9 protein-coding genes and 1 tRNA gene are annotated in these 11,342 nt (G+C 36.6%); 6 read left to right on the forward strand and 4 right to left on the reverse strand.

The window, feature by feature from the left end; genetic code table 11:
• Positions 1-179: 179 nt before the first annotated feature.
• Positions 180-1,037: a PA4780 family RIO1-like protein kinase gene (locus Q5N69_RS18160; RefSeq protein ID WP_304370500.1), complete on the reverse strand. Its 858-nt coding sequence runs from the start codon at positions 1,035-1,037 to the stop codon at positions 180-182.
• 186 nt (positions 1,038-1,223) lie between these two features.
• Here Q5N69_RS18160 and Q5N69_RS18165 point away from each other — a divergent pair, with 186 nt between their 5' ends.
• From Q5N69_RS18165 to Q5N69_RS18175, 3 genes are all read left to right on the forward strand, one after another.
• Positions 1,224-2,633, forward strand: a complete 1,410-nt coding sequence (locus Q5N69_RS18165; protein ID WP_304370501.1) for a sodium:alanine symporter family protein — start codon at positions 1,224-1,226, stop codon at positions 2,631-2,633.
• A gap of 76 nt (positions 2,634-2,709) precedes the next feature.
• A complete protein-coding gene (locus Q5N69_RS18170) occupies positions 2,710-4,011 on the forward strand; it encodes a DEAD/DEAH box helicase (RefSeq protein ID WP_304370502.1) in 1,302 nt (433 codons plus the stop codon).
• Positions 4,012-4,082: 71 nt separating this feature from the next.
• Positions 4,083-4,724, forward strand: a complete 642-nt coding sequence (locus Q5N69_RS18175; RefSeq protein WP_304370503.1) for a hypothetical protein — start codon at positions 4,083-4,085, stop codon at positions 4,722-4,724.
• 86 nt (positions 4,725-4,810) lie between these two features.
• Here Q5N69_RS18175 and Q5N69_RS18180 read toward each other — a convergent pair whose 3' ends face one another.
• Complete coding sequence (locus Q5N69_RS18180) at positions 4,811-5,701, reverse strand: GGDEF domain-containing protein (RefSeq protein WP_304370504.1); 891 nt, start codon at positions 5,699-5,701, stop codon at positions 4,811-4,813.
• A gap of 364 nt (positions 5,702-6,065) precedes the next feature.
• Between Q5N69_RS18180 and Q5N69_RS18185 the strand changes: the two genes are divergently transcribed.
• Complete coding sequence (locus Q5N69_RS18185) at positions 6,066-8,033, forward strand: cation:proton antiporter (RefSeq protein WP_304370505.1); 1,968 nt, start codon at positions 6,066-6,068, stop codon at positions 8,031-8,033.
• A 237-nt stretch (positions 8,034-8,270) separates the two neighbouring features.
• Here the strand turns inward: Q5N69_RS18185 and Q5N69_RS18190 are convergent, their stop codons facing one another.
• The gene (locus Q5N69_RS18190) at positions 8,271-9,422 is read right to left on the reverse strand and encodes a patatin-like phospholipase family protein (protein ID WP_304370506.1); all 1,152 of its coding nucleotides are present in this window, start codon (positions 9,420-9,422) and stop codon (positions 8,271-8,273) included.
• A gap of 224 nt (positions 9,423-9,646) precedes the next feature.
• On the opposite strand from Q5N69_RS18190, the gene Q5N69_RS18195 reads away from it, so the two are divergent.
• Positions 9,647-10,534 (forward strand): DMT family transporter, encoded by an 888-nt coding sequence (locus tag Q5N69_RS18195; protein ID WP_304370507.1) that lies wholly within the window; start codon positions 9,647-9,649, stop codon positions 10,532-10,534.
• Positions 10,535-10,587: 53 nt separating this feature from the next.
• Positions 10,588-11,070 carry a peptidylprolyl isomerase gene (locus Q5N69_RS18200; protein ID WP_304370508.1) on the forward strand — a complete coding sequence of 161 codons (483 nt, stop codon included), beginning with the start codon at positions 10,588-10,590 and terminating at the stop codon, positions 11,068-11,070.
• A 195-nt stretch (positions 11,071-11,265) separates the two neighbouring features.
• Here Q5N69_RS18200 and Q5N69_RS18205 read toward each other — a convergent pair.
• A tRNA-Asn gene (locus Q5N69_RS18205) sits at positions 11,266-11,341 on the reverse strand.
• Between the last annotated feature and the right edge of the window lies 1 nt (position 11,342).

Raw genomic sequence — 11,342 nt, forward strand, 5'->3', positions numbered from 1 at the left:
ACGCTTAGTTGTTGATTTCATAACACTCTCCAATTTACTTAAAGAAAAGTGTCAACCTTATTTAGGACGGGTCATTATAGCATTAAAAAAAGGTTGGCAAATGCCAACCTTTTTTGTGAACTGATTAGTGTGAAGGCAATAGTGTTAAGTGATGATAACTTAACTTAACTTAATTTAACTTATTCGTCTTCGTTCGCTTCTCTAATGCGTTCTAATCGGCTTTGCTCTTCTGCAAACGCCGCTTTAATTTCTTCTAACACGGTATCAACATCAGCTGATTCATCACTTTCAGCAAATAAACCGGTTAGTTCTGTTTCAGGCGTTAGTTCACCTTCTTCATACAATGCCCACATTTCTAAGGCGTATTTAGTTTCAGCTAATTCTGGTGCGTATTGAGCATAGTAAGTTGTCATGTTTTCAACATCACGAATTAACATGCTTTTGGCGTTGTTATTTGAGGATGCATCAACCGCTTGTGGTAAATCAATTATCACAGGACCGTATTGATCAACTAAAACGTTAAACTCTGATAAATCACCATGTACGATACCTGCACATAACATACGCATGATGTACACCATAACAACGGCATGGTCTTCACGCGCTTGTTCAGCGTCCATTGATATGTCGTTTAATCTAGGTGCAACACTGCCATCATCATCAGTAATAAGTTCCATGATAAGTACGCCATCAAAACAGCCATAAGGTTCAGGAACTCTTACACCAGATGATGCTAATAAATACAGCGCATCTACTTCAGCATTTTGCCAAGCTTCTTCTTGCTGTGATTTACCATACTTTGAGCCTTTCTGAATAGCACGAGCTCTACGGCTATTCTTGCTTTTTCGGCCTTCTTGATATTGAACAGCTTTTTTAAAGCTGCGTTGATTAGCTTCTTTATATACTTTGGCGCATTTTATTTGATCGCCACAGCGAACTGTATATACAGTGGCTTCTTTGCCGCTCATTAATTGGCTGAGTACTTCATCAACTAGCCCTTCGTCTACGAGGGGTTGTATGCGTTTTGGTATTTTCATGGCGCTTTTATACCTTAGTTTCAAGCATTTTGGAATAGCAGAGCATTTTCTTATGCATTTACTTTACCTCATATTACGCTATACAAAATGATTAAGGCGTTAAATGTTGTGACAAATCGTTAAAAAGCCAATAAATATGGGCGTTTTTATTTATAATGCCTGCAACAAGTATTAGGAGTAGAAAAATTGATTGAAGAATGGGTTGGAACAATTAACGGCTATTTATGGGGAAGTATCCTTATTTATTTACTTAGTGGCTGTGGAATTTGGTTTACGTTACGTTTAAAAGGGCTGCAATTTACGCACTTTTTCCACATGTTTACTTTGCTAAAAAAGAGCCGTTCATCATCTGCTGAGGGGATTTCTTCCTTTCAAGCTTTGTGTACATCTTTGGCAGCTCGTGTCGGAACCGGTAATTTAATGGGTGTTGCGGTTGCTATTACTTTAGGTGGTGCTGGCGCAGTATTTTGGATGTGGTTAATTGCACTTGTTGGTATGGCTACGGCTTTTGCTGAAAGTACATTAGGACAATTGTATAAAGAAAAAGATGACCAAGGTAACTTCCGTGGTGGACCTGCTTATTACATGCGTAAAGGTTTAAACAGTAAAACTTTAGCGATTACCTTCTCGTTATGCTTATTTTTCGGTTACGGTTTTGTATTTAGTTCAGTGCAAGCAAATTCAATCACTAGCGCATTCAATGGTTCGTATGGCATAGATCAATTAACAACAGGTATGGTTATTACTGTTTTAGCTGCTTTTATTATATTTGGTGGCTTAAAGAAAATAGCACGCTTTGCTGAAATTACCGTCCCTTTCATGGGCGTAGCTTATTTGCTTGTGTGTTTATACGTTATTGGTATGAACATTACTTTAATTCCTAATATTATCGCTAATATTTTTGCTTCAGCATTAGGTTTAAGAGAAGCCGGTAGTGGTCTTGTAGGCGCTGCAATCGTTCAAGGTGTCAAGCGTGGTTTGTATTCTAACGAAGCTGGTATGGGCAGCGCGCCTAACGTTGCAGCTGCAGCTGCTCCAAATCCTCCTCATCCGGTAGCGCAGGGTTATATACAAATGCTAGCGGTGTTTTTCGATACGATTGTTATTTGTTCGTGTACCGCATTTCTTATTTTGTTATTTAAAGATACGGGCTCGCAAGCACAAGGTATTCAGTTAACTCAGCAGGCATTAGCATTTCAAGTCGGCGATTGGGGTAGTGATTTTATTACGATAGCTATTATGCTTTTTGCTTTTACATCGATTGTTGGTAATTTTGCTTACGCTGAGAACAATCTTAAGTATTTAAACTTAGATAATCTTTATGGTCATGCCTTTTTAAAGGTAGGTTTTTTAGCTATGTTAGTATTTGGCTCTGTGGCGACTTTGCCAGAGGTTATTGCTTTAGCGGATCTTTCTACCGGTTTGATGACAGTATTTAATGTTATTTCATTATTTTTACTGACTAAGGCAATTTCAACAGTAACTAAAGATTATCATCTGCAAAAAATGCAAGGCAAGATACCAACTTACTGTCCGTCTGATGCTGAGCATAAAAGCCTTAATTTAACTCAAGGTATTTGGCAGAAAGATAAGTAACCGGTTACTTAGATAAACTGCTATAATCCGCGAAAATTGAACATGTGTTCGAATAATTTAGAAATTTGGTGAAGAAATGAGTGTTGATGCAATTGGCCTATCGGCTAATTTATTAAAAGCAGTAAAAGCGTGTGGCTACAAAAATTTAACGCCGGTACAACAACAAGCAATTCCTGTTATTAGAACAGGTGTTGACGTATTGGCTAGTGCTCAAACAGGCACAGGTAAAACAGCTGCTTTTAGTTTGCCTATTTTAGATGCGATTAGTCGCAATATAAAAGATGACACTCAAGTTACAGGTCAAACAATTAAAGCGTTAATTTTAACGCCTACACGAGAACTTGCTGCTCAGGTGCACGCGAATATTGAAACCTATAGTCAGTTTTTACCGATTAAGTCTGGCGTTATTTATGGTGGTGTAAATATGCCTCCACAAAAAACTATGCTGAAAAAAGGCATTGATGTACTTGTTGCAACGCCAGGTCGACTAATCGAACATTTAAATGAGCGTAATGTAGATCTTTCTCATGTTAAGTTTTTGGTATTAGACGAAGCTGACCGTATGTTAGATATGGGCTTCTTAAAAGATATTGAGAAATTAACTGAGGTGATTAAACAAAAACATCAAACATTAATGTTTTCTGCTACGTTCTCAAATAAAGTAAAAACCTTAGCTAAGCAGGTATTAAGAAACCCTAAAACGTTAGAAGTTTCTCGTCAAAACTCTACTTCAGGTAAAGTTAAACAGTCAGTTTATTGGGTGTCTGAAACGCGTAAGCGTGAACTTTTATCTGAAATTATTGGTGTAAACAACTGGAAGCAAGTGCTTGTTTTTGCTGGAACTAAAGAAAGTGCAAATATACTCGCTAAAGAGCTAAAACTTGATGGTATTAAAGCTGCGCTTTGTCACGGTGATAAAACTCAAGGTGCACGTAACCGTGCATTAGAAGAATTTACTGAAGGTAAAGTAAGAGTATTAGTTGCAACAGATGTAGCTGCTCGTGGTTTAGATATTGCTGATCTGCCTTATGTCGTTAACTTTCATTTACCATTTTTAGCTGAAGATTATGTTCACCGCATCGGTAGAACAGGTCGTGCTGGTAAATCAGGTACCGCTATTTCTTTAGTAAGCCCTAAAGATGAACGTTTCTTAGAAAATATTGAAGAATTAATTGGTCGTAAGTTTGAACGTATTGTGACTCCTGGTTATGAAATTAATAGACCATTACCACCACAATACACTGAAGACTTAGATGCTCCAGTTAAGAAAAACCGCTATAAAGCGACGCAAGATAAGAATCAAGCTATCGCTAAAAAGAAAAAAGTGAAACCAGCGGCAGTTAAAAAATATACTAAAAAAATACAGAAGAAGCGCTAAGGCCTTTTTCTAAATGTGTTCTCTGTGTAAGCTAAGGTTTATGCAGAGTTCATATTAAAGATAATCCTCACATGAAAACTCACTATTCTATTACTGAAACGCCTTTTCAATACCGTCAACTCTGCTGGTTTTGTGGCGAGCCTAAAGAATTCTTATTTGCTTTTCCTCATAGTAAATGGCTAGTGCTTGATTGCGTTCATTCTCCTATTAAAGTTTCTGCTTGTAAAGAATGTAAACGCTTTGCTTCGCAAGCCAAGGTAGATAGCATCTGGGATGTTCATATGCATGTAAAACAAGCATTGATCAAGCATTACCATAAAGATCTCGCTATTGGCTTAAATTGGACTAAAGAAGAGTTAGAGGAGAGTGAGTTTGAAGGTGGTAACTTTGAGGGCTTCAAGAAAAGTGCATGGTTTATGTATGAAGTCGCAAAAGGGCGAGTAAGTTATCAACCTTGGCCGTTAATCGTTAATGGTGACACTTTAGAGTATCTTCCTGAGAAGGAAGCCTTCATGTTCGATGGTATGCGCTATCCAAGTATTGATGACGCTATTTTGCATTATGTACAGGTATTCGATTTAAATCTTCATTTTTTCAAACAAGTATTAGCACGAGTTGGAGAAGCTAAGTTTTCTTCAGCTATTCGATATGCTCGAATTTATATTGCTGCGACTCCCCAAGAACAAGCTATCGCTTTAAGATCTTTATCGTGAATTTGATTTAGGTAAGTTTTAACTCAGCCTTTTCAGAAAAAGCTGAGTTATTTTCATGATTTGTCACTTAATAATATTGTTATCAGTTAAACAATACTTAGTGTTAAAGGGCGGCCATGCTTTTGTTTGTATAATGCTTGATCTGCGCGTTCAAAAAAGCTTTTCTCATCGTCAGCTCGATTCATAAAGGTATAACCTAAACTACAGCTTACATTGTACTTTGTCAGTAATGCATCGTTACTTATTGCGTCTTTAATACGCATTTCAATAACATATAATGACTGTTCGCTGGCTTCTTCAACTATGATAGCGAACTCATCACCGCCAAATCTAAATACACTATCGGAATCACGTACGCTAACTTGTAAAGCTTTAGCGAAAGACTTTAATATTTCATCACCTATGTTGTGACCATGAGTATCGTTAACGATTTTAAACTTATTTAGGTCGGCAACCATTAAACCTACTTGGCGTTTATGACGATTTGCATGATGCATGGCACGCTTTAATTGTTCATCAAAATAACGTCTATTGGCTAAGCCCGTTAAACTGTCTTGCATTGCAAGTGCCATCGCATTTTTATATTTAATAGCATTATTAATTGGGTGAATAATATATTGGTGTAATTCTTCTAAAATTTTATTATTAGCTACACTAATAGGTGTGTTAATGGCATAAGTTAAAACACCTAAAAACTCATTATTAAGTTTTAAACTGAATTGACGTTCAGCTTTACCTTGTCTACTGCCTCTTATAGCGGTTCTAACATCGCCTTGAGTAAAGTAAAGTCCAGATAAAGAGATATATTTAGCAGCTTCCATGGCAAAGATATTTAAAATATTGTCAAGCTCAAGCGTACATTGCAATTGCTCCATAAGTGCTAACTTACGTTGAGTATTTTCGGTGTTACCTGATTCGAATATTTTAAAGGCATTATATTCATACGCTCTGCTGTCGATTAAATCTAATGTTTGCATGTCACCACCTATATTTGTTTAGATGGATATTAGTTAGCAATTACTATACCTAAATGTAATTATTTTTACTTGTATTCTAAGTGGCTGATAGTAAATAGTTAAATAGCTGGTTTACTTGTTGTCATTATTTTGTCAGTCTTATTTCGGCAATTGATTGCCGCTTTTGACTTAATAGAGAGCTCATTACTTTGTCACACTAACAGAGGGAAAATGTTCTTATATGAACATTAAATAGACCTAATTGTTATAATAACGTTTTAAATCATTTTGATATCTGTAGAATAACTTAAACAAATTGAAACAATGTCATCATGCATTTAATCAATGTAACCCTATTTTCATATTCATCACATAAGGAAGTTTTGTGGACGGTTTTTTTGAAATTCTGGCTATTTTAACGAGTGCTGTTTTTATTGTCTGGTTATTTAGGCATCTTCATTTACCTGCTATTTTAGCTTACTTAGTGACGGGGATGTTGGTTGGTGAACATGGATTTGCATGGGCACATCATCATGTAGATTATGAACACTTTGCTGAGCTAGGTATCGTCTTCCTTTTATTTACATTAGGGTTAGAGTTTTCTGTTCCTAAATTACTTGCTATGCGGCATTTGGTATTAGCGGTTGGTAGCTTGCAGGTGGGCATATCACTTGTTGTATTTATTCTTATCTCTTTAGCTTTAGGTCAAACCTTCGCGAGTTCATTAGTAATAGGGGGAGTATTAGCTTTATCATCTACGGCCATTGTTATTAAACAATTGAGTGAGTCGGGGGCGATGAAGAAGAAGTCAGGGCAAATCTCAGTATCTGTTCTGTTATTTCAAGATGTAGCGGTTGTTCCTCTCCTTATTATTATTCCTATGTTTGCCATGGATTCTGATGCGTCTATGGGTTTAGCGTTGCTTTTTGCTTTGGTGAAAGGTGTATTTGTTGTTGGTTTATTATTACTAACAGGTAAATGGTTACTACCAAGATTATTCCACTTAATTGCACAAGTTAGAACTGATGAATTGTTTGTTTTAACGACCTTGCTCGTTACTTTACTGGCATCTGCATTAACTCTTTGGTTTGGTTTATCTATGGCATTAGGTGCCTTTTTAGCCGGTATGATGCTTGGTGAGAGCCAATATAAACATCAACTAGAAGCTGATATAAGACCTTACAGAGATATTTTATTAGGTTTGTTCTTCGTTACAGTGGGTATGAAGCTTAACATTAATGTGTTGATTGAATTCCCTCTCATTGTGCTTGGTGTGATGTTTGGTTTTATGGCACTTAAAGTGTTAATTATTCGATTTTTAGCGGTAAAAGCTGGCGAGTTATCAAAAGATGGCTGGGCTTCAGGCTTTATGTTGGCGCAAATGGGAGAGTTTGGTTTTGTCTTGATTGCCTTAGCAACACAGGTTGAATTGCTGCCAATGAAGGTGGCGAGCATTCTTTTAGGTGTGGGTGTTATAAGTATGGCGATAACACCGTTTATGGTTGATAACGCAACAAAGTGGTCTTTAAAATTAAGTAATGACAAAGGCGTTGATACAACGGAGCTAGAAACTTTACCCGATAATAGTACGTTGTCTGATCATGTGGTTATTTGTGGTTTTGGTCGTGTAGGTCAAACAGTAAGCCGCTTTTTAAAACAAGAAGATATTAGTTTTGTGGCGATAGATATTGACCCACTAAGGGTTACAAAAGCAAGAGCCGCAGGCGAGAATGTTTTATTTGGTTCATCAAGACAAACTGAGTTATTGCATGCTGCTCATCTGTCACAAGCTAAGCTTGTTGTTATAGCTTTTGGTGAGGATAAACAGTCGCTAGATGTTGTTGAAAAAGTAAGAACCTTATCGAAGAATGTTCCTATATTGGTAAGAACGCGAAACGATGATCAGCTGCAAGTATTAAAAGATGCAGGTGCTGATGAAGTTGTACCTGAAATTTTAGAGGGTAGCTTGATGTTAGTTTCTCAAGTACTTTCATTAACAGGTGTACCATTTTCTCGTATTTTTAAACGTGTACAAAAAGAGCGTAACAGTCACTACAGTCATCTTCATGGTTTCTTCCAAGGTGAACATACAGATATGAGCGCTGAAGCCATAGAACGCATTGAATTTGCTCATGCGGTGCATTTAAATGACGATTCATACGCAGTTGGTCATTCTATCGCTGAACTTATGCTAGGTAATTCTCATATGATTATTGTTGCACTTAAACGCGGCGACCAAGAAATAGAAGATCCTGAAGGAAGTACAGTGCTTGAAGATCAAGATACGCTTATTGTAAGAGGTAAACCTCGAAGAGTTGAATTAACAGAGCGATTTTTACAAGAAGGAACATAACTTCGGTTTAAACAGGTTTTAGCTAACAGTTATTTACCTTGAAGTAAGAAATACTATCAAGCGAGAGTTTAAGTTAACGTTTTATTAGTGAACATTTTGGTAGATTAAAAATACCTTAAATCGAGTTGAGGTTAAATAGCCTGTTGGTATTAGCTAAATGGATCAAAAAAGCCATTTACATTTAATGAATTAAACGTAGATGGCTTTTTATAAATGACTTAGGTTGTGTCGCTAAGTTTACAAATCAAGAAAATCTCGAATGATTGTTTCTTTCTCCATAGCATCTTCATAACCAAGCTTTATCAGTTGTTTACAATACTTCTTATCGAATAATAAATAACTTACCAGGCTCGATTCTGAATCATTCGTTATCCCAACAGACCGCAACAATATTTTTATTGAAAGTGGTAGTTCATCAAAATACTTAACCGCCATAGAGTTAAAGTCATGACTAGGATTAATCAGTAATGTATCTATTTTCTTTAACCCTAATTCGTTCTTCTGTGGACCATCAGGACTTAAAGCAATCGTTTTATTAATCCGTTCAGCTCTTTCAATATCACTTTGTAACGTATCAGAAAATATAGAATCTAGTAAATGACCTGCGATACTTGATGTTGTAGGTGGATGAGGGTTATTTTCGTTAGGATGTATAGGTTCTTTTGGTTGCTCTACACCAACAATAAAAATTCTTTCGGCTCCCAAATGAACTGCAGGACTTAACGGTGATAACTGATGTACAGAACCATCACCAAAATGTTGGCGTTTAATATTTATAGATGGAAAAACCAGAGGAATAGCAGCAGAAGCCATTAAATGTTCACTATTAAATTGGCTAGGTTCGCCTCTACGATTTGCTCTAAACCAAGGTTTTATATGGTCTTCAGACTGATAAAAGCTGATTGAGTCGCCACTGGTATAGCTAGAGGCGGTAACGGCTACAGCAGATAAGTAACCTTTAAGAATGTTGTTATCTATTCTTCTAAAATCAATCACTTCATTAAGTAATTCACGCAGCGGAGCATTATTAAGTAAGCTGCGCGCAGGGCGGTTAGCATAATCTGCTTGGAAACTCCCAAAAACACCTTTAGCAATGTGGCTAAATACTCTGTAAGGATCGCTATGATAAATACGATTCGTGCTGAGGTTGTTCCAAACCCACTCAAGCTTTTTTACACCTAACTGAAAGCATGAGGCATAACAGGCTAAAGCGGTTGTGTTAATTGCGCCAGCAGAAGTACCACTAATAATAGGAAAAGGGCAGCCGTGATTGCGTGGAATAAATTGTGCAATTGCGGATAGTACACCTACTTGATAAGCCGCTCTAGCGCCACCACCGGTTAGCACTAAAGCATTATTTGTATGTTTATATGATCGTTTGTTAGTCATAAACTACTTTTTATTTTCAAGAGGTTAACTGTAATTATGATTTTATAAGGAAAAATAATTGTCGTTGTTTTGATTAAAGTAAACTATTTAAATTTTTTAATCTAGCAATTCTCTATTCGAGTGGAGAAAAATACTTACATAGTTTTATTATAGCCTTTTATTTATAATATCTAACATCTGTCTTGCTAATTCTTATAGCAACCTCCCATTATTTTGGAACTTCTTTGGATATTTGGATTTACTTCACTTTATTAGCTGCATTTATGCAAGCGATCAGAACGGCTGGTCAAAAAAAGCTATCAGCCCATTTAAACTCAATGGCAACAACTTCTGTGAGGTATGTTTACGCTTTACCTTTTGCTTGGTTATATTTGTGGTGGTTATTAGAGTTCAAAGGTCATGAAATGCCTGAACTTAATGCTAGTTTTGTGCAATCTGCTTTATTTGCTAGTGTGGCTCAAATTATTGGCACTGCCTGTTTAATTACTGCATTTAGGTATAGAAACTTCTCAGTCGCAACAAGTTTAGCTAAAACTGAGGCCATACAAGTGGCTATTTTAGGTGCTACTTTCTTTGCTGCTCCGTTAAGCTTGTGGGGTTGGGTATCTGTTATTGTTGGTGTTGTGGGTGTGATTATCGTTTCAAAAGTTAAATTTAACACGACAGATCTATTTAAAAATCCAGGTGCTGGCTTTGGTGTGTTATCAGGTCTAGGCTTGGCTATAACTATGCTTTTAGTAAGAGAAGCGAGTTTGGCGTTAAATACTGACTTAATGATTAGTGCAGCAGTGACTTTAGTTTTTATGATCACCGTACAGTCGGTTATATCTTTAGCTTATGTGGCTATTCAAAATAGCGCTCAGCTGCCTTTAATGCTTAAACATTGGCGAGTATGTACCTTTGTTGGAATTACTAGCGTTATCGGCTCTATTGGCTGGTATACGGCCACAAGCTTCCATAATACGGCTTATGTTAAAGCTTTAGGACAGGTTGAGTTCTTCATCACGTTATTTATTACATACCGAATATTTAAAGAATCAATTAGTAAAATGGAATATTTAGGTATGTTTTTAATTCTATTAAGTGTATTTATTTTATTGTTATGGGCTTAGAATGTAGCAACGGATGATATAAGAATTTGTATTAATATAGAGATAGATAAAAAATGAAAATAGCAGATAAATCAGTAGTTCAATTTCACTACGTATTAAAAGAAGAAGATGGTACTGAAATCGAATCATCGCATGGTAATGACCCTATGGCTTATTTACATGGTGCTAATAACACTTTAGTAGGTCTTGAAAATGCTTTAACTGGTAAAGAAGCGGGTGATAAATTCTCTGTTACTTTGCAGCCAGAAGATGCTTACGGACAAAAGCAAGACGATATGATCCAACGCATTCCTGTAAAGCATTTACAAGGCGGCTCTAAATGGAAGCCAGGTATGACTGCTGTTGTTCAAACTGAGCAAGGTCAACGTCAAGTAACGGTAGTGAAAGTAGGCAAGTTTATGGTTACTGTTGATATTAACCCACCGTTAGCGGGTAAAGTATTAACATTTGATATTGACGTAGTTGATGTTAGAGAGGCTACTGAAGAAGAAGTAACTCATGGCCACGCTCACGGTGTTGGCGGACATCATCACTAATTAACAGTGATAATGATTTAAGTGGGCTATTTTAAGCTCCACTATAAGATTTTAAAGCCAATGTTTATCATTGGCTTTTTTGTATCTTAAACTAACTATTCGTTAATAGATTTGTGTACTGCAGGTGATACTTAAAGTAGGAGAAACATAAATTTTAGACGAAAAAAAACCTGCTAAAAGCAGGTTCTTCTTGTGTGGCTCCTCAACCTGGACTTGAACCAGGGACAAACGGATTAACAGTCCGTTGCTCTACCAACTGAGCTATTGAGGAA

The sequence above is a fragment of the Pseudocolwellia sp. AS88 genome (assembly GCF_030551755.1).
GTDB lineage: Bacteria > Pseudomonadota > Gammaproteobacteria > Enterobacterales > Alteromonadaceae > Pseudocolwellia.

Excerpts from the sequence above, each read along its gene's own strand:
- Q5N69_RS18175 (WP_304370503.1), top strand. The coding sequence starts at position 4,083 with ATGAAAACTCACTATTCTATTACTGAAACGCCTTTTCAATACCGTCAA.
- Q5N69_RS18160 (WP_304370500.1), bottom strand. The coding sequence starts at position 1,037 with ATGAAAATACCAAAACGCATACAACCCCTCGTAGACGAAGGGCTAGTT.
- Q5N69_RS18200 (WP_304370508.1), top strand. The coding sequence starts at position 10,588 with ATGAAAATAGCAGATAAATCAGTAGTTCAATTTCACTACGTATTAAAA.
- Q5N69_RS18190 (WP_304370506.1), bottom strand. The coding sequence starts at position 9,422 with ATGACTAACAAACGATCATATAAACATACAAATAATGCTTTAGTGCTA.
- Q5N69_RS18180 (WP_304370504.1), bottom strand. The coding sequence starts at position 5,701 with ATGCAAACATTAGATTTAATCGACAGCAGAGCGTATGAATATAATGCC.
- Q5N69_RS18170 (WP_304370502.1), top strand. The coding sequence starts at position 2,710 with ATGAGTGTTGATGCAATTGGCCTATCGGCTAATTTATTAAAAGCAGTA.